At 43.2% G+C, this 19,510-nt stretch carries 16 protein-coding genes and 1 pseudogene; 4 read left to right on the forward strand and 13 right to left on the reverse strand.

The window, feature by feature from the left end; all coding sequences use genetic code 11:
- Positions 1-51 precede the first annotated feature (51 nt).
- From GKR48_RS05915 to prpB, 3 genes are all read right to left on the reverse strand, one after another.
- Positions 52-1,506 carry a bifunctional 2-methylcitrate dehydratase/aconitate hydratase gene (locus GKR48_RS05915; protein ID WP_154627380.1) on the reverse strand — a complete coding sequence of 485 codons (1,455 nt, stop codon included), beginning with the start codon at positions 1,504-1,506 and terminating at the stop codon, positions 52-54.
- A 14-nt stretch (positions 1,507-1,520) separates the two neighbouring features.
- Entirely contained in the window at positions 1,521-2,675 is a 1,155-nt protein-coding gene (gene prpC / locus GKR48_RS05920; protein ID WP_154627381.1) for a bifunctional 2-methylcitrate synthase/citrate synthase, read from the reverse strand.
- Positions 2,676-2,749: 74 nt separating this feature from the next.
- Positions 2,750-3,640 (reverse strand): methylisocitrate lyase, encoded by an 891-nt coding sequence (prpB, locus tag GKR48_RS05925; protein WP_154627382.1) that lies wholly within the window; start codon positions 3,638-3,640, stop codon positions 2,750-2,752.
- Positions 3,641-3,913: 273 nt separating this feature from the next.
- On the opposite strand from prpB, the pseudogene prpR reads away from it, so the two are divergent.
- Both prpR and GKR48_RS05935 read left to right on the forward strand, forming a co-directional pair.
- Positions 3,914-5,497 (forward strand): annotated as a pseudogene (prpR, locus tag GKR48_RS05930) (propionate catabolism operon regulatory protein PrpR); the annotation flags it as partial.
- Positions 5,498-6,227: 730 nt separating this feature from the next.
- A complete protein-coding gene (locus GKR48_RS05935) occupies positions 6,228-7,370 on the forward strand; it encodes an MFS transporter (protein WP_154627423.1) in 1,143 nt (380 codons plus the stop codon).
- Positions 7,371-7,467: 97 nt separating this feature from the next.
- Here GKR48_RS05935 and GKR48_RS05940 read toward each other — a convergent pair whose 3' ends face one another.
- Positions 7,468-8,409 carry an ATP-grasp fold amidoligase family protein gene (locus GKR48_RS05940; protein WP_154627384.1) on the reverse strand — a complete coding sequence of 314 codons (942 nt, stop codon included), beginning with the start codon at positions 8,407-8,409 and terminating at the stop codon, positions 7,468-7,470.
- Positions 8,410-8,911: 502 nt separating this feature from the next.
- Here GKR48_RS05940 and GKR48_RS05945 point away from each other — a divergent pair.
- Positions 8,912-9,829, forward strand: a complete 918-nt coding sequence (locus tag GKR48_RS05945; RefSeq protein WP_154627385.1) for a bestrophin family protein — start codon at positions 8,912-8,914, stop codon at positions 9,827-9,829.
- Positions 9,830-9,885: 56 nt separating this feature from the next.
- On the opposite strand, the gene GKR48_RS05950 is transcribed toward GKR48_RS05945, so the two are convergent.
- The 7 genes from GKR48_RS05950 to GKR48_RS05980 form a co-directional block, all read right to left on the reverse strand.
- Positions 9,886-10,665, reverse strand: a complete 780-nt coding sequence (locus GKR48_RS05950) for a heme ABC transporter ATP-binding protein (RefSeq protein WP_154627386.1) — start codon at positions 10,663-10,665, stop codon at positions 9,886-9,888.
- Positions 10,666-10,668: 3 nt separating this feature from the next.
- Entirely contained in the window at positions 10,669-11,670 is a 1,002-nt protein-coding gene (locus GKR48_RS05955; protein WP_154627387.1) for a FecCD family ABC transporter permease, read from the reverse strand.
- Entirely contained in the window at positions 11,667-12,488 is an 822-nt protein-coding gene (locus GKR48_RS05960) for a heme/hemin ABC transporter substrate-binding protein (protein ID WP_154627388.1), read from the reverse strand. Before GKR48_RS05960 ends, GKR48_RS05955 begins: the two co-directional genes overlap by 4 nt.
- 15 nt (positions 12,489-12,503) lie before the next feature.
- Positions 12,504-13,553, reverse strand: a complete 1,050-nt coding sequence (locus GKR48_RS05965; RefSeq protein WP_336431125.1) for a hemin-degrading factor — start codon at positions 13,551-13,553, stop codon at positions 12,504-12,506.
- Positions 13,554-13,578: 25 nt separating this feature from the next.
- A complete protein-coding gene (locus GKR48_RS05970; protein ID WP_154627389.1) occupies positions 13,579-15,600 on the reverse strand; it encodes a TonB-dependent hemoglobin/transferrin/lactoferrin family receptor in 2,022 nt (673 codons plus the stop codon).
- A gap of 358 nt (positions 15,601-15,958) precedes the next feature.
- On the reverse strand, positions 15,959-16,150 hold the full coding sequence (hemP, locus tag GKR48_RS05975; RefSeq protein WP_154602583.1) for a hemin uptake protein HemP: 192 nt from the start codon (positions 16,148-16,150) through the stop codon (positions 15,959-15,961).
- 220 nt (positions 16,151-16,370) lie between these two features.
- Positions 16,371-17,255, reverse strand: coding sequence for a LysR family transcriptional regulator (locus GKR48_RS05980; RefSeq protein ID WP_154627391.1), 885 nt, complete (start codon positions 17,253-17,255; stop codon positions 16,371-16,373).
- Between the two features lie 97 nt (positions 17,256-17,352).
- Here GKR48_RS05980 and GKR48_RS05985 point away from each other — a divergent pair, with 97 nt between their 5' ends.
- On the forward strand, positions 17,353-17,793 hold the full coding sequence (locus GKR48_RS05985; protein WP_154627392.1) for a PACE efflux transporter: 441 nt from the start codon (positions 17,353-17,355) through the stop codon (positions 17,791-17,793).
- Between the two features lie 43 nt (positions 17,794-17,836).
- On the opposite strand, the gene GKR48_RS05990 is transcribed toward GKR48_RS05985, so the two are convergent.
- Both GKR48_RS05990 and GKR48_RS05995 read right to left on the reverse strand, forming a co-directional pair.
- Entirely contained in the window at positions 17,837-19,021 is a 1,185-nt protein-coding gene (locus GKR48_RS05990) for a cyanate transporter (RefSeq protein ID WP_154627393.1), read from the reverse strand.
- Positions 19,022-19,023: 2 nt separating this feature from the next.
- The gene (locus GKR48_RS05995; protein ID WP_154627394.1) at positions 19,024-19,491 is read right to left on the reverse strand and encodes a nucleoside deaminase; all 468 of its coding nucleotides are present in this window, start codon (positions 19,489-19,491) and stop codon (positions 19,024-19,026) included.
- Positions 19,492-19,510: the final 19 nt, after the last annotated feature.

Below are 19,510 nucleotides of genomic sequence, written 5' to 3' on the forward strand. Positions count from 1 at the left end.
ATTCGATAGCGTGGAGCCTTTGACTGTCTGTAAATCAAAAAAATAACAAAACTAAATCACCCATAAATCGAGAAATTCATTAACAGGCATATTTTCAAATAATGGTTTATCCAGTGCAGCGGCTAAAATTCGCAACTGTTGAGTTTCAGGGAACTGACGCGCTAAGTTGGTTCTGAATTTCTTAAGTAACAGCGGCATGCCTTCTTGACGACGACGTTTATGACCAACGGGATATTCAATAACTACTTCGTCCAAAATTTGCCCATTTTTTAATGTGATAGTGAGTCCATTGGTGATAGAGCGTTTTTCAGGATCATGATAATCCTGCGTAAATTCAGAGTCTTCATGGCACTGCATCTTGGCTCGCAGCGCATCAATTCGGCTATCTTGAGCGACACTGTCCTCATAGTCAGAGGCGGTGAGGCGACCAAAAATAAGCGGGATTGCTACCATATATTGAATGCAATGATCGCGGTCTGCCGGGTTCTGTAATGGGCCTTGTTTATCAATAATGCGCACGCAGGCTTCGTGGGTACGAATTGAAATAGACTCGATATCGTCAGAGGTTTTTCCCATTGAACTCAGTTGTTCATGCAATTGTAAAGCGGCTTCAACTGCGGTTTGAGCGTGAAACTCTGCTGGGAAAGAAATTTTGAACAACACATTTTCCATCACATAAGAGCCGTAAGGTCGCTGGAATTTAAATGGCTGACCACGGAACAGTGAGTCGTAAAAACCCCATGTTTTTGCGGTTAATGCGGTTGGATAGCCCATTTCACCTTTTTGTGCCATAAGCGCCAAGCGAACTGCACGAGAGGTGGCATCTCCTGCTGCCCATGATTTACGGGAGCCAGTATTTGGCGTGTGTCGATAGGTACGCAAGCTGTGGCCATCAACCCATGCAAGGGAAACTGCATTGAGAATTTGCTCACGGGAGAGTCCTAGCATTTGAGCAACGACGGCAGTTGAGGCCACCTTGACCAGAATGACATGGTCAAGTCCGACTTTATTAAACGCGTTTTCGAGGGCGATACAGCCTTGAATTTCATGAGCTTTTATCATTGCGGTGAGGACATCACGGATCACTAACGGCTTTTTACCCTTAGCGAGATTTTCACGGGAAAGCCAATCGGCGGTGGCTAAAATACCACCGAGGTTATCCGATGGATGTCCCCATTCCGCGGCTAACCAAGTGTCGTTGAAATCTAACCAACGACATAGCGTACCGATATTAAATGCGCTTTGGACGGGATCTAATTGAAATTGCGTGCCAGGTACTTTGGCGCCATTCGGCACAATTGTACCCGGAATAATCGGACCTAATAACTTTTTACAAGCAGGGTATTCAAGGGATTCCATACCGCAGCCTAGGGTATCCAGTAAACAATAATAGGCAGTATCGTATGCCAACGTTGAAGTGATAGGAAAATCAATAATATAGTCGACAATATCCGTCATCACTTTATCAAATTGAACATGTGGAGTCGTTTGATTTTGCGTGGTCATTATTTTTACCTTAATTAGCGCTGTTCAATGGGAACAAAAAGCTTATTTTCTGGGCCCGTGTAGTGTGCTGAAGGGCGAATAATTTTATTATCTTGGCGTTGTTCAATCACATGAGCTGACCAGCCTGCAATCCGCGCGATAGCAAATAATGGGGTGTACATTGCAGTCGGAACGCCCATTAAGTGATAAACCACAGCAGAGAACCAATCGAGGTTAGGAAACATGCCTTTCTCACGCTTCATGACCGATTCAATATGATCGGCAATGGTGTACAAATGCCGATTCATACTTTGCTCTGAAAGCTGTAGAGCAACGGATTTAATGATGGGATGGCGAGGATCCGCCAAGGTGTAAACAGGGTGGCCAAAGCCGATAATGACTTCTGCGTTTTTAACTCGAGCCACGATATCTTGTTCAGCTTCCTCGATAGAGGCATAACGCTGCTGAATTTCTAATGAAACCTCATTGGCACCGCCATGTTTTGGTCCCCTTAATGCAGCAATGGCACCGGTAATTGCGGAGTAGAAATCAGTACCTGTTCCTGCAATCACGCGAGCGGCAAATGTCGAGGCGTTAAACTCATGTTCTGCATATAAAATAGAGGCAATATGCATGAATTTTTCCCACTGAGCAGACGGTTTTTTACCGTGTAACAGATGCAAAAAATGGGCGCCAATGGAGTCATCGTCAGTCATGGTTTCAATGCGGCGACCATGGTGGCTAAAGTGGTACCAATACAGCAAAATAGAACCCAGAGAGGCGAGTAATCGGTCGGCAATATCTTTAGCACCCGCGATGGTATGCAGATCTTTTTCTGGCAACACGCAACCCATCATCGAAACACCAGTGCGAATGACATCCATCGGGTGAGTATTCGCTGGAATGGATTCTAAGGTTTGTTTCACATTTGTCGGTAAGCCTCTTAAAGGCTTAAGTTTTTCTTTGTACGCCGCCAGTTCAGTGCGGTTAGGAAGCTTATCGTGGATAAGTAAATAGGCGACTTCTTCATATTCACACTGAGTGGCTAAATCGTGGATATCATAGCCCCGATAGTGGAGGTCATTACCGTTTCGACCCACGGTACAAAGTACAGTATTACCGGCAGTTACACCTGATAAGGCGACCGATTTTTTGGGTTTGAATCCTGTACTCTTAAGTTGCTCATTCATCATTGATTCCTTGTAGGGGACAGAGGAGATTACAACTTGCTCTATTCACGGTTTATGGAGTGATTGGAAAGAAATTAGCGTTTTTTATTTTGTGAAAATAACGCATCCAGTTTTTCTTCATACTGATAGTAATTAATGGATCTATAGAGCTCTTCACGGGTCTGCATAAGTGGCACAACGTTTTTCTGAGTACCTTGCTGGCGTAATGTGATGTACACCTGTTCTGCGGCTTTGTTCATGGCACGAAAAGCGGAGAGTGGGTACAGGGCGATGGCAATGCCAACACTGCGTAATTCATCCAAAGTAAATAGCGGAGTTTGACCAAATTCAGTTAAGTTAGCTAATACAGGAACTTGTGCATGACGTGTAAACTGCTGATACATGCCTAACTCAGTAATCGCTTCGGGAAATAGCATATCGGCACCTGCTTCGATGTATGCACTTGCTCGTTCTAGAGCTGCTTCAAGACCTTCAACTGCCAGCGCATCAGTTCGTGCCATAATGACAAAATTTTCATCTGTTCTGGCATCGACAGCGGCTTTGATTCGGTCAACCATCTCCTGAGTAGACACAATTTCTTTATTAGGGCGATGACCACAACGTTTTGCGCCAACTTGATCTTCCAAGTGCAGCCCAGCAGCACCTGCTTTCGCCATCGATTTGACGGTGCGGGCTACGTTAAATGCGGAGGGGCCAAAGCCAATATCTGCATCCACCATTAACGGTAAATCACAGACATCAGTAATTCGGCGAATATCAATCAACACATCATCCAGCGTAGAAATGCCTAAATCGGGGATCCCTAATGAGCCAGCAGCAACACCGCCACCAGACAAGTAAATGGCTTTATAGCCAGCTTGTTGAGCTAGAAGTGCATGGTTTGCATTGATAGTGCCGACCAATTGAAGAGGGGATTCACTGTTAACGGCATCTCGAAACTTTTGACCTGCGGAACGGCTAGACATAAGCACCTCAGAGTTGGTTAATCATTTATAAATGACTTTTAGTAAATATAGTTGATAGCAATTGACGTGCCAGTCTGGTGGAAAAGAAGTGGATTATTATTAATTGTTAAATATCAATAAGATAAAAGATTATCTTTTCTGTGACCAGAAAGCCATTTTTTAACCAATAGATTGGTGTGTTTCATTGAAACCATATATTGTTTCAGTGAAACAAGAGTGTCGATTTATGAAACAAGAATGAAACATTAAAGTGCAGAGCATGCCCAGTGGAGAAAAACAATGGAAAAGCCCATTATTTGGACGGTGTCAGTGTCTCGTCTTTACACGTTATTTCGTGATATTAGCCCTGAATTTAGTGCACAAGCTGATATCACTCCACTGAATATCGGTTTCGAGCAAGCTGCGGAAGAGGTTCGGCGTCGTTTAAAGGAGGGACACTGTGACGCGATTATCAGCGCAGGATCTAATGGGGCTTATTTAAAAAGTCATGTTTCAGTTCCCGTTATTATTGTGAATATTAACGGCTTTGATGTGATGCAAGCACTAGCGAAAGCACGAGAAATTAGCGACAAAGTCGGCATTATTAGTTATCAAAAAATTATCCCTGCGTTAGAGCAGTTTCAACATAGTTTTGGATTACAGATTGAACAGCGCAGTTATGTCACTGCCGAAGATGCTCGAGCACAACTAAAAGCACTAAAAGCCATGGGGGTAAACGTTGTTGTGGGGGCGGGATTAATTACGGATCTCGCTGAAGAAATGGGTATGACAGGGATTTTTATCTACTCTACACAGACCATTCGACAAGCCTTTTCTGATGCTATCGAACTCAGCAGAATGTCCCATCGCCATGTAACTGAACAATCACGTTACCCTCAGCAGAATACAGCGAAAGTTAGACATACGATTAATGACCTGATTGGCTTATCGCCTGCGATGGAGCGAGTTAGGCAAACCATTATGTTGTATGCCCGTTCAGATGCTACGGTGTTGATACAAGGTGAAAGTGGCACGGGGAAAGAGATGGTGGCACAAGCTATTCATCACGAATACAGTTTGTTTAATCAGCAAAAACGCAGTAAACAGCAAATGCCGTTTGTGGCGGTTAACTGTGGTGCCATTCCTGAAACATTACTGGAAGCTGAACTGTTTGGTTATGAAGAAGGCGCATTTACTGGTTCACGTCGTGGCGGGCGTGCAGGGCTGTTTGAACTGGCGAATGGCGGAACCCTTTTTCTCGATGAAATTGGTGAGATGCCGATAGCGTTACAAACTCGGTTATTGCGTGTGTTGGAAGAGCGTTCCGTGGTACGAGTTGGGGGGTATCGACCTCTACAGGTTAACGTTCGTGTGATTTGTGCAACCCACTGTGATTTGGATGAATGGGTAGCACAAGGCAGATTCCGTGGCGATCTTTTCTATCGTCTAGGTGTCCTTCGCATGAAAGTTCCCGCATTATCAGAGCGTAACGAGGATATTTTCACGCTAGCAGAGCGATTACTAAAACTCGCTTTTGCTGGATTACAACTTCCGCTTCCAGTCTTTAGAGTTCAGCAGCTCCTCAGCTGCCGAGACTTTTTTCTCGCCTATTCATGGCCTGGAAATGTAAGAGAATTGCGTAACTTAATGGAGCGTGTTGCGCTCTATTGTAGTGCCTATGCAGATAAAAGCATCAACCCAGACATGCTCAAGATGCTATCGCCAGAAAGGCGAACAGAAGTAAACCCGGCAACGTCTCGGGAAATAACCGAGACGTTAGAGGAAGTGATGGCAAGGTTTAATGGGGATCGTAAGGCGGTGGCGGAGTTTTTAGGTATCAGTAGAACGACTTTATGGCGCCGGTTGTCTTCGTCCTAGTTTTCACTGTAGCTGTGTTGGTTTCGCATAAGTTACCTGAGTCACATACTAATGTATGCTCCCCAGGCTAACTGATGCTTACCGCCTTGCTACAGCAAAAACTAGTTAGAAGACAACTCGGAGTCAGAAGGCAGTTAGAAGACAACTCGGAGTCAGAAGGCAGTTAGAAGACAACTCGGAGTTAAAAGGCAGTTAGAAAACAACTTGGAGTTAGAAAACAATTATTAAAGCAAGATAATAATTTATAAATAATGAATACCACTAATTAAGTATATTGATAAGCTTGAGGCTAATTAATTAGCAAAATTAGTTTTGAATAGATTTCTTTTTAAGAAAAGTGATAAATATATTTTGAAAGAGGAAATGGGAGTAAGGAATTGTGTTTCAAAAAGTAACGATAGGAGTTTTAGTGATGTTAATTTATCTAATTGATAATAAACAATTTGATTGTTTTTGTGGCGATTTTTTAGGGGGTTTTACTGCATAAAAAAACGTGATTTTTCTCACATAAATAAATTTACTAGTCATCATTAGTTTTTCTCATTGTCATTCCCGCCTTGAAAGATCTATATTGCGCTCAAATTAGCCTCATCTATTTAATTTCATCACTGCACTGGTCGCTAAAATATATTCATTTTTATGAATGATTTTGCCGTGATTATCGACGTCTGCAGCGCACAATATTTATCTTATTTTTGGAGAGTAGGACGTGAAAATGTCCACCATGTTAATGCGTAAAGGCGACAATACTTTTGTACCTGTTGCAGGCTTAACGTTATTTGCTATTGCTTCAGGTTACCTGATGAGCTTGATCCCGCTATCAATGGGCAGCTTTGGCATTGATACGCAATATGCAGGCTGGTTAGCGAGTGCCTACTATATTGGTTTATTAATTGGCTCAATGATGATTGAGCCCGTGATCGCAAAAATTGGTCACCGTCTCTCCTTTATTAGTTTTCTATTAATGTTGGCAGCAACGGTTGTTTTACTGCCATGGACACCGATGATTGAAGCTTGGCTACCAAACCGTTTAATTGCGGGTATTGCGGTAGCAGGGATTTTCGTGGTGGTGGAATCTTGGTTATTGATTGGCGATAACCCAAAAGAGCGCGCAAAACGACTGAGTTTCTATATGACCTCATTATATGGGGGAACGACACTCGGGCAGCTCGCTATTGGTATGATTGGTACTCAGGGAGTTGTTCCCTTTATTGTGGTGCTCGGTTTACTGCTTGTGGCAGTTTTACCGCCTTTATTGGTACGCCAAGGGCAACCGGCAAGTGGCTTGCATCAAAAATTATCATTTAAGCAGATCACCCGTTTAAGTAAGCCCGCCATTATAGGCTGTATGGTATCCGGTATTGTGATGGGAACCATTTATGGGTTAATGCCTCTGTCTTTGAAGAAAGATAATTTTACAACGGATCAAGTTGGCGTTCTGATGGCATCCATTATTTTGGGTGGCATGTTAATTCAGCCAGTGATCAGTAAGTTGTCGGTAATGATGAGCAAAACCTTATTATTGGCCATGGTGTCATTGTTAGGTGTTTTTGCGATGGGCATGATTTACATCTCATCAGACTATGTGGTGATGATTGTGGCGCTAGCTTTACTAGGAATGTCATCATTTGCCTTGTATCCGATTGCGATCACTTTAGCGTGCGATAACTTGGATTCGTCATTTATTGTGGCAGCGACCCAAGTCATGTTATTTAGCTACAGTGTGGGCTCGGCGATGGGACCTATCGCGGCGGGTACTCTGTTAGAACAACATAGCGGGTTAACTAACTTCTTCTTTATTGTGCTATTAGTGACGGCAATTTATATGCTGATTGCGAGCTTACGTCGTAAGGCTAGTGTATTGGTCAATTGATCGGCTTGGTGAATTAATCGCGTTTGGCAAATAGCTCGCTATGGGCAATGAAAATAAAAAACGCGCTATCTTGAATGAGTAGCGCGTTTTTTTATGGCTATTTTTTCTTATTAAGATTGGCGAAAGCAAGCCCAGGTTGGCGTGAATGAAGCATGTTTGGCGTCGTAATTTTCTGCTCCCATAGCTCCCCAAGTTTAAAGTCCCAAGAGAGTGGGCTGATCACGGTACGTCCTGCATTGGGTGCAAAGGTGAGCTCACTAAAATAGAGTTTGTTTTCAGCCATTAAAAAGTCAGCTCGGCAATAATCAAATGGTGTCACCAAAATTTCAGCCAGTCTTAGCATCTCTCTAAATTGGGTTGGCTCACTGACCGGTTCTAGCATTTGAGGATAACCAAAACTCACAGGCTGCAATTGCCAGTCCGTATCATAAAGATTGATAAACTCAGTGCCATCTTCGTCGGTATAATCGATTTCTGCGTAGACTGGTTTACCCGAGAAGCAGTGAATGCGGCAGGTTTCGGGGACGAGCTTTCTTTTTTTCTGCTCAAATAAATCGATATATTCCTCGCAAATAATATGTGCGGGAATATTTTTATAGTGGCGCTCACGAGTAATGTAATAGAGATTTTTGAGTAAATGGAATGACAATTTGTCTTTGGCTTTTTGCAAATCAAACCGGGATTTATCGGTACAAATAATACTGCTGCCGCTGTCGTGGGTGCATTTCAAAACAAAGCGTTGGGGCAACTTTGTGATATCGATTTCATCCACATGTTGATAAGTCGCGAGAATAGGGACGATATGTTCCTGCCCGATAGTCTGTGTAACATAGTCGCGGACCGCGAGTTTATCGGCGAATTGACTATGCAGTGGATTTCGGTCATGGATCATACGGAAATTCACTTTTTCATTAAAGCTTTTCGGTGCATTAAAGTTAGGGTAATACCCTAATTTTTTAATAAATTTATTCGTGAGATAACTTTTGTCACTCATGATTAGCGCACGGAATTTTTTTAGAAAATATTCTGTTTTTTTCATAAACAAACAACCATTCTTAATAAATTAAAGTTTTATTAATTTTTTATAATTGGAATTATATTAATCATTTTTTAAATGATGATTAAATGATAACGGTAATATTGTCGCCAATATTAAGAGTTCCTTAAGAATTTGACTTAATACAATGCTAGCTAACTGATATTTAATCAAAATATAGGTGAAAATTAATCAATTGATTATATTCGCATGCTGTATATCAATTGTTTAATTTACTGATTAATTAATTTTAAATTAAATAAGTATTTCAAATTCAAGTATTGGCTAGGTAAAGTTAATTATAAATAAACTTGAGTCAATACCTGAAATCTTAAAAAACGGAAAATAATAAATAGATGATAGAATAGATGAAAAATAAAATAGTTTATTATTAAACTATTTAGCTTAAGATGAGTAAATCGATGCGCTCATCAAGATATGGATTGCCGAAATAATTTATGTGATAATCATCACACATAACTATCCTTTCAATTATTATTAATTTATGGTCATTCGCCCGCATCAACACTGGTTCTTTAGGTTGTTCGACTGGCACGGTTCCGTGTTGTCTAAAATCACCTTTAGATTGTCGCTTAATATTATGATGTCCATTGTCGCTATTTTAATCTATCAATGGTACGAGCAATTAGGAATACATCTGACAATAGCCCCATTTAGCTTATTAGGGATAGCAATAGCTATCTTTTTGGGGTTCCGTAATAACGCCTGCTACAGCCGTTTAGTTGAAGCAAGAACGCTTTGGGGCTCAATCTTAACCAATCAACGTAATATTTTAAGAAACATAAAAGGATTATTACCGAATGATCCTCAAGCGCATCGCACATTTGCTAATTTGTTGATTGCGTTTAGTTGGAGCTTAAATCACGAACTTAGACGCACTAACCCAAATATCGATTTGTATCGTTTATTGCCGCGAGATGTTTTTTTAGATGTTATTAAAAGCCCTTTTCCCACCAGCCGAATTCTTATGCATATTGGTTTGAGTGTAGGGGCATTGCGAGATAACAATCTGATCAGTGATGTTCTGTTTCAGTCCATCAATAAAGATGTGAACGGGTTATCTGAAGTCTTAGGCGGCTGTGAACGTATTTCGAATACGCCGATCCCCTTCGCTTATACGCTGATCCTGCAACGTACGGTCTATTTATTTTGTACATTATTACCGTTTGCACTGGTGGGGGATTTACATTATATGACGCCTTTGGTTTCCGTGTTTGTTTCCTATACGTTCTTGGCGTGGGATGCATTAGCGGAACAGTTGGAAGACCCATTTGATGTACTGGACAACAGCTTGCCACTGAATGCGTTATGTACGGGGCTTGAACGTAATGCTCTCGATATGATTGATGCTAAGCAGTTACCACTGCCACCTAAGCCCAATAAATACTTTAATTTATTATGATGTTAAGTCGCGGCCCTCATTATGAAATATAGCATGATGAAAGCCGCGGCTATTTATTAATGGCGTAAATACACATGGGGGGTTGCCGTTTCAGGATGCGGCTGCACCCCTAAATCAGCTTGATACCATCGAGTCAAATTCTCGGTAGTTAACACTTCTTGTGGCGTTCCAGCCACAACTAATTTCCCTTGATGAATAAGATACACTTTATCGGCATAGAGCGCGGTGAGGTTCAAATCATGCAGTACACAACAAACGCCTAGCGGTCTTTCACGGGTAAGCTGATGCAAAAGTCGTAAACTGTGTTGCTGGTGATATAAATCAAGGGCTGAAGTGGGCTCATCAAGGAATAAACAGGCTGGTGTTGGCTCTGGTTGCCATAACTGAGCTAACACTCGAGCAAGCTGAACACGCTGCTGTTCACCACCGGATAATTGGCGATAATCGTGATGGCGTAGTGGGATGCAATGGGTTTGCTCCATAGCAATATCAATGGCGTGCTGCTTATGTTCAGAACCGTAAGGTGTCCTTCCCATTGCTACAACATCCTCAACACTGAACGCAAACTGTAAATGACTATGTTGTTTCATTACAGCGCGTTTTTTAGCCAGATTTTGAGGCTCCCATTCTGGCAGTGGGCGACCTTCTAGCTGGCACTCACCTTTAGTGGGGGAGGTGTAGCCTGTGAGCAATTTCAATAAACTGGATTTGCCGGCACCATTCGGACCAATGATCACCACCATTTGATTTTGCTGTATAGACAAACTGATATCATCGATTAATGTTCGATTATTAATACGATAACTGAGATTTTTAGCATCGAGTAAATTGGGCATCCGTTAGATCCTTCCAGCAGGTTGACGTAGTATGAGCCATAAAAAGTAAGGGCCGCCAATCAAACCCGTTAATAAGCCCACGGGGATTTCTGCGGGAACGGCTAAAGTGCGAGCAAGGGTATCAGCTGCTAAGAGTAAGCAAGCACCCACTATGGCAGAGCCAGGAATAAGCCAACGATGATCTGGCCCTAATGTCATACGGATTAAGTGAGGGACAACGAGCCCGATAAAGCCAATCACACCACTCATGGCAACGGCGCAGCCAATTAATAAAGCGCTTAGGAATAATAAAATAAACTTACTACGCTCAACATTTATCCCTAAATAGTGGGCGTCTTCATCCCCTAATTGCAGAATATTTAGCGTATTGCCTTGCCATAAGCAAAGTAAGCACGTAGGGATAATCACGCTGGCGGCAATTGCTAACGATGTCCAATTCACATTGCCTAATGACCCCATCATCCACAAACTAAATGTGCGTAATTGTTGGTCATTACTCATATAACTTAGTACCCCAATTAGCGACATACACAGGGCATTGATGGCAATTCCTGCTAATAGCAGCCGTGCCAAATTACCATTAGACATACGATTGAGACTAAAAATGATCAGCGAAACCGCTAAACTGCCAACGAATGCTGCACCAAGATGACCGTAGTTGAGCATTAATGTGGGTAAGGAGAACGGTAAAATGATGAATGCGGCCACACACAATGCAGCTCCGCTACTGATCCCTAATAAACTAGGGTCGGCGAGAGGGTTGCGAAATAGCCCTTGCATCATCGCACCGGAAACCGCTAAAGCCAGCCCTACTAAAATGGCGAGTAACACTCTTGGTAGACGAATGGTGAGCCAAATTTGCCAGTCAGGATCGGTTGATGGCGCAAACCAAAGCGCTTTTAAAGGTAAGTTAATTGCGCCAGCGGTAGAGGCAGCCACAGTGACTGCCCCCAGTAGCACCAATAACATCAAAATTTTAAATAAAGGGTGCTTAAAACGACTCATTCGCTTTTTTCTAACGCCTCTCTTAACTGCTGCATAACCTTGGGCGTACTTAAGCTGAAGCTCAGCATACCAGTATCATCCACGACTAAAAGCGTGCGATTTTTTCCTGCCGGAGTGAGTGCTAACCCCGGTAATTCCCAAACCTTATCAATACCACCGAGTGATTTCACACCTTGTTCAGACACGACAACGAGGTCGGGTTGGCTGTAAATCAAACCTTCTTGGGAAAGCGGTCGGTAACTGGTGAAATTATGCATGGCATTTTGTGCACCAACGGCTTTGATCATGCTATCGGCTGCTGTTTTTTGCCCAGCTGCCATCGGTTGTATTCCGCCATGGCTCATTAAGAAAACCACTTTTTTATTCAAAGGGCTGGTTGGAACGGCAAGTAGCTCGGCATTAAATTGTTCGACTAATATTTTCCCTTTTTCGGGTAATCCCATTGCCTGTGCGATAGTGGTGATTTTCTCAGGAATGGCTTCTAATTTCGGCTCTCCTGTGACTTTAATCACTTTAACGCCGCTTTTTTCAATTTGGGTTAATGCGATTGAAGGTCGGGAAAGCTCACTGGCGAGCACTAATGTCGGACGCAAAGAGAGAACTCCCTCTGCATTGAGCATTCGCATATAGCCGACATCGGGCAGTTTGGTTGCTTGCTCGGGATGTAAACTACTGCTGTCGCGCCCAACCAGACTATCTTGTGCGCCGAGTGCATAGACAATTTCAGTTACATCACCGCCGAGTGTCACTAAGCGGTCAGCGCCATGGGCAACCAACGAAGTTGCCAGTGTGATTACCATTAGAAGCCATTGTTTCATCGTCAAATACCTGTGTTAGATTCTTGGCAGGGACATGACTTGCTGGCGCCAGTGTTCTTGCTCTGGCGTCCCTTCAGTGCGCTGTCCGTACATTTGTGCGATTTGGTTGCCTTGGTCATCAAACACTTCAAGGCTGGTAACGAATCCATCTTCCGTTGGTTTACGAGTGACCCAACATTCTGCAACGCCATTTTCAATCATATGCAGGGTGAAATCAGGGTTGAAAATGTTCAGCCATTTGATGTCAGAACCTTCAGTTTGATGTGGCATCAACCGTTTGATTTTGCCTGTGAAAATCTGCACACATCCACGGTTACCTACGAAAATCATAATTTCGTTTTGATCAGCGAAAGCAGTATTAACCAGTTGATTGAATGAATCATTTGGCACCTGCCAAGCTAAATCATCACTGACCGCACGGAACACTTGTTGACGGCTTAAGTTATTTTTCTTCAATAAAATGAAAAATTGATGAACATCCGTCATATTGCGCCACTCTTGGTCAAGCTGTTGTTTTAGCTCATCGCTGATTGGTTGTGCGTGATGTGGCTGCACTTTTTCAACCGCTAACAGTGGGTTTTCGGTAGTGGTGTATTTTTCGATAAGCGCATTCCATGCATCCATATCAGTTTCATCAGTGGTATACACTTTGTGCAGTGCATCGCCATGTTTATCAAAGAATTGGATACTATGACGTTCACCTCGTTTAGCCTCTTCAGTGAGCACAAAAATGCTGTCCCAATGAGAGAAAAACATACGCAAATCCAGTGCGCGTGGATTGAGAATTAAGCCGCCATGAGGGCTAAATTTGGCATTTTCATAGCGACCGACTTGCTCATGAACCACATACTCATTACGGGTAATCGCCTTGACTGGACCGACAGCTTCCAAAGCAGTTAATAACGTTGGCGCATCAATGCTCAAGCGTTTAGCTTTATCGCGCCCAACACGGCTATGTAATAATTCCCCTTCAGAAACATTCAGATAAGCGGCGAGATCTCTCGCATACTTAGCTTTATTATCTGCTTTGGCTTGTTGATAACGTTCGAAAAGTGCTGAATTCACAGGTTTCTCCTTTATGTAGTGTGAATTACCATTGGAAGCTGACGAGCAGCTTAGCATTACGACCATCTTGGGGAATCCCCTGAGAGGAGTAATACTCTTTGTCAAAAGCATTTCCTAAAACAACACTGGTACCTAACCCTTGAAGGCTTCCATCTCCTTGATAATTTAGATAGAAATCATGAACGGCATAGCCCGGTTGTTGCTTCAATTTGGATGTTTTATCGAAATCGGTATGAGTCGTGAATTCACCTAACCAGCCCACAGAGAAACCGCTGTCCGCAATAGGAACGGAGAGGTTACTGGTAAGCGAGTCTGGTTTAATGGATTCAATGGCTTTGCCAGTATACTCATTGACGCCGACAGTGTGGTTATAAGCGAGCCCCCACGCAAAGTAGTCGGTGGTGTAATCCAATGACACATCCGTTCCCCAAATTTTGGCACGCTTGGTATTGATGGATGTGGTGTAGTTATTGTTCCAATTAACACGGTCTGGATGGACGTAAGTATTAATGTAATCTTTGGCTTTCGTATCAAAATAGCTGGCTTTGAAGCGCAGGTTATCGCGAGCCATGAGTAGGTCATCAAAACGTAAGCCAAAACCATATTCTGCAGTACGTGTGGATTCAGGTTTTAGGTTTGGATTTGGACGCCAATAGTTGGAAATGGGACCGCCTTTGAAGTGAAGCGAATCGTTGTACATCTCCATCATCGTTGGTGCACGGAAAGCTTCAGAGTATGATGCAAACAGCATTGACCAGTCGGTTGGCGTGATGCTCACCGCTGCTTTTGATGACCATTGATCTGCGTTGACATCTTTATTGCCCTTGGCGGTGGATTTGTAGTTGTCATAACGCGTCCCCAAAATAAAGGAAACAGGCAAGTCTTTTAAAGTGATTTCATCTTGAATAAAACCGGAGGCAAATGTGATTTCTGCATCAGGGAATTGCGTGGTTGTGGCATAAGGTGTCTGTTTTTGGCGATAAGCTTCGGTACCGTACGTGAAGTTATGCGCAGCTAATGGTAAATCGTAGACATTGGAACGATTATCCAGTTTGAGTCCGTAGGTTTTTTGGCTACGTCCTTCATAGTTGGATTCCTTACCTTTAGAGGTAATATTCACGTCAGAATAGTAAGGGGTGACTTTTAAGTTAAGCCATGGGTTATCATTTGGGTTAATCTGATAAGTCGCTTGAAGATCACGTTGGCGAGTTGTGCGATTCACCTTTTTATTATCATTACTGGCGCTGAGTTGTTGCGGATTTTTTGGTTCGTAAGCATCGTTATTGTAATAACGAATCTGCCCAGACAGAGTTTGTGCATCATCCAGCTGCCATGTTCCTTTACCGAGCATATTGGCAATGGTTTCTTTGTTATCCATTTTTTCGCCGCCGCCAAGACGAACATCACCGCTTTCTTTCGTCACAAAGCTGAATAGACCGTCAAAGTCATCGGTTTTACCAAAGGCGGAGCCACCAAAGCCAAAACTGTGATCCCCTGTTGCGCCTTGAGTAAAGACACGGAAACCTTGGTTTTGACCTTCACGCAGTAAATCTTTCGCATTCACGGTTTCCCAAGCAATCACGCCCCCCATAGCGCCGCTGCCGTATAAAATCGCGGACGGACCACGAATAATTTCTACTTGTTTGATAAGCGCAGGGTCAAGAAATGTGCCGTTAATGTGCCCGGTATCTGTACCTTGGCGAACGCCATCGACTAGCGTCAAAATTCCACGACGGTCAAACCCACGCATACTGATATCTTGACCATTAGTGCGGCTAGTTCCCGTTAGTGCAATACCCGGCACTTTCCGCAAAATATCGTTAGCATTGTTGGCTGTTTTGGTTTCTGGTGAATCATTTTTAATGACGGTAACCATCATCGGCGTATTAAAGCTATCTCGCTCATTACCCGTGGCATAAACCGTCATCACATCGTGGTGACTGTTAGTTAAATGGTTATTGTTAGTTGGAGATTTTTCAGTCTGTGCGGTTGCCATTAGAGGCAGCAAGGCACTCGCCAGCACAGATAAGCGTAATACTTGAGACATACAGGTGATACTCCCTAAAAATTGTTAACTCTTTGATGAGTGCGATGCACCGTTAAAAACAGATTTATCATCAGAGCGTTATGGCGTGTTTATAGGGTGTTGAGACAAAGACGCTTTCAACGGAATAGAGGAAAAGGGGTATTTGAACCCAACAAGCGATGATAGGGTTCGAAAGTTCGCCTTGAGGTTATCCAGATTTACAGCAGCAAAGCCCGTAATAAACACCATAAGAAACTGTGTCCTGATGTATAGAGTTAAGCTGGCTGCCTAGTATGACGACTTAGGTGGCTTGCGAGATAGATTGTGTTTTTAAAGCTAATTGTATTTTTGAAACAAACTGCGTTGTGAAGACGAAAAACTATTTGGTCAGAATTAATTTACCTGTGCGAGTTTGGCGCAATTGATAAATTTCACCTCGGTGCTCAATGGAAATTTTGCCTGATGCACCTAATAATTTTTGGCTTTCAATAAGCCCATTTTTAGCAGCAAAATCAGTTAATGAGGTTGATTTTGTGGTTTCTTCAATAATGTCAGAAAGTGGCTTGGTCATGTTGTTCACCACAGAAACTTTGTTGTCAATAGGAATGATATTGATAATTATTATCTTTAAAAGCATTGGCAATATCAAGTGATTTTCACAATTGATCAACAAACATAATTCACCAACAAAAGTGTCGTATCACGAATGGGATCTATATTTATGATGTAAATAGAGATTTATCCGACTTTTGGAGGGGGGATTGAACCACTCCTGAAATGACTCAAAATGATTAGTACATGTTCGTTTTTAAAAGCTCTATACACTCTTGAGCGCCACGTTTGAGTACTTGGCCTTTTAAGCAAACGACATGGACAGGAAGCACTAAGCCATTCGGGGTGTTTTTAAATTCTAAACGCTTGAGTAAACCTGCCTCTAAGTCAGTTTTGATTAATGAAGCGGGTAAATTTCCCCAACCCATCCCTTTTTTAACCAATTCTAACGCCATCGTAAAACTATCTGTGCGCCAATAATGGCTAGAAACGATAGAGCGAAAATCACTGATAGGATGGTGAGGGCTCGCGACAATAATTTGGCGTGTCTGAACGAGATCTTCGATATATAGCGTATTATTCGGTTTATTTGAGGGGTAATCGGCGCTGATGGTCGCCGTTAATGATTCATAACCAATACATTCGAATTGTTCCTGAGCATTGACATATAACCCACCAAAGGCAATAGCTAGCTGAAGACGTTCGCTGTGCAGTAACGGCAAAATATCGTCTTGAGGCGCAGTGATCAGCTCCACATGCATCAACGGGTAACGTTGGCTCAATGTATGCAAGGCATCAACTAACACATTGGGATTAACTCCTTCGGCCACACCGATCGTGAGCGTGCTTTCCACGCCTTGAGTAAGTTCCCGTGAGAAAACATTCAACTGACGCAAGTTATCCACAATATTTCGGGCATAAGGGGCGAGGGAAAGCGCTTGTTCTGTGGGTTTGGGTTCTCGCGTATGGCGCTCAAATAGTGAAAAACCAAGCTCTGCTTCAAGGTTGGCAATCGCCATGCTAACCGCCGAAGGGACTTTATGCAGCGATCTAGCCGCTGCGGAAAAAGAGCCTTTATCGAGCACAGTTAAGAAAATCATCAGGTTTTCACTATTAAATGGCATCTTAGACCTTTCAGTTTTGTTGATAGTAGCTGACTTTTATTATCATTAATGTTGATTTAATTTACCAGCCTTCGGCAAACAGAATATGAGATAAAAAATGCAAGGTATTAAACGTAAAGTGGTTTTTATTACGAGCTACGAAGTCATTGGCTGGATGATTTCATCGTTGGCACTGGCTTTTCTTTCGGGGAATTCCGCGGGAACCACGGGGCCTTTAGCGCTGGTGATCACCACGATAGCGGTGACATGGAATTTTATTTTCAATGTGGTATTTGAATATTGGGAATCAAAGCAGAAATCAAGAATTAGAACGTTTAGACGTCGTTTCGCCCATGCGGTGTTATTCCAGCTAACGCTGGTGGTATTTTTGATCCCACTGATTGCATGGTGGCTATCAATATCGCTCTGGCAGGCGCTTATTTTAGATTTTGCCCTGATTATCTTTATCCCGGTTTATACCTTTTTCTTTAACTGGGCATTTGACAAAATTTTTGGGTTACCAAAATCGGCATTGGCGCAAGAAGAAACCTCCGCATAAAGTGAAGGAGATGGCAATGAGGCCATCTCCTTGGTTATTAAGCTTATTTCACGCTAAAAATCTGGTGATATCCTTTAGGATTTAAACGCAAAAATAGCAGTAAAGTCATCATAACCAGGACACAATGCAGCAACCAAACAGGGGTAAAACTGTGGCTAAATTGCTGTAATGCTGCCGCAACTAAAGGTCCAAAAGCGGCGATGATAAAGCCGCCTGCTTGCATTAAGGCCGTCAGGATCCCCGCGCTAGCAGGGTGGGGGATATGATCTAAAGAGGTAATAATGGTTAAGGCGAAGCAGCCACCCAAGCCACAGCCCAACAGACCCACCCACAGCAACGGTAGCGTATTAGGAAATAGGATTAACCCAGCAAATCCCAAGGCTTGGCTTACCAGCGTCACAGTGAGCCAAAAACGGCGGTCAATATTATGGGACGCTAATATCGGGATCATCAATGCCGCAGCCGCTTGGAAAATGGTTAAAACCGCCACCAGAGAACCGCTTTCTGTAGCACTGAAACCTTGTTGTTGAAAGAAAGGCGCCAGCCATGTCACGGCAGTTGCGTAACCCGCATTCACTAAACCAAATCCCGCCATTAATAGCCACGCTCTTGGCTGCTTAAGATAGGTCAATACACTCAGCTGAGCTGGTGTATTTTTCGTGTCTGAAGAACGAATATTTATGATGATGGCAATCAGAGCGATCAGTGCTGGCAATGCAAGCCATGCGAGCCCACTTTGCCAATTCCCTGAAATGTGGGTAATTAGCGGTGTTAATTGCGCTCCCAGCGCGCCACCGACCATGAGCGTGGCTGAATATAACCCCGTCATGGCGGCCATTTTTTGCGGAAACGAAAACTTTATCAAGCCGGGGAAAACCGCTTGAATATAAGCTGCTCCCATTCCACACAAAAATGCGGTCATTAACAGTGCGTTCGCATCAGAAACAAATAATCGGCAGAAAGAGCCCATCAGCAGCAGTAACATCGCGAGGCTAATACCCAATTTATCGCCTAATTTTTGATTTAATGCGGGGACAACCAAAGCCCCAAAACCCATGAGTAACATGGGGATCAGCGTTAACAGCGAAACGCTCTGGTAGCTCATTCCGGTGGTCTGAATGATATTATCGATGACTGGCCCAGGCCCTGTCATAAAGGGGCGTAAATTGATACCGACAAGGGCAATCGTCAGAATCAAGCCAAAAGAGGTAGACAGTGGTTTTTTCATGTTTACACGTGATACCGTTGCCACCAAGTTTGATATAGCATGGATTGCGTCTCATCCTTTGGTTTTAATTGGATAAATTGCAAACCACTTTGTTGGTCAGGAGAAACTCTTAATGCTTCAGCTATCGCCTCTGTCGACAATCCAAAAGGTTCAGCATCTTGGTTCGAATAGGCATAAACGACACGTTTAATGCCAGACATCCGGATCGCAGCAAGGCACATCGGGCAAGGCTGACCGCTAGCATAGACGGTGCAATCATCGAGTCTAATGCTATTTAACGCCTCTCCCGCTTGGCGTAATGCGAGTAATTCAGCGTGTGCAGTCGGGTCGTGTCGTTCCAACATTTGGTTCACGCCAGTGGCAATAATTTGCCCATCTTTGACGACTACTGCACCAAATGGGCGTCCACCTGCGGCGACATTGTCAGAGGCGAGGGTGATTGCATGTTGTAAAAATTGTTTATCGAGCATGACTTGTGCTCCTGATTTA

The organism is Providencia sp. wls1943 (genome assembly GCF_009706275.1).
GTDB classification, from domain to species: Bacteria; Pseudomonadota; Gammaproteobacteria; order Enterobacterales; family Enterobacteriaceae; genus Providencia; species Providencia zhijiangensis.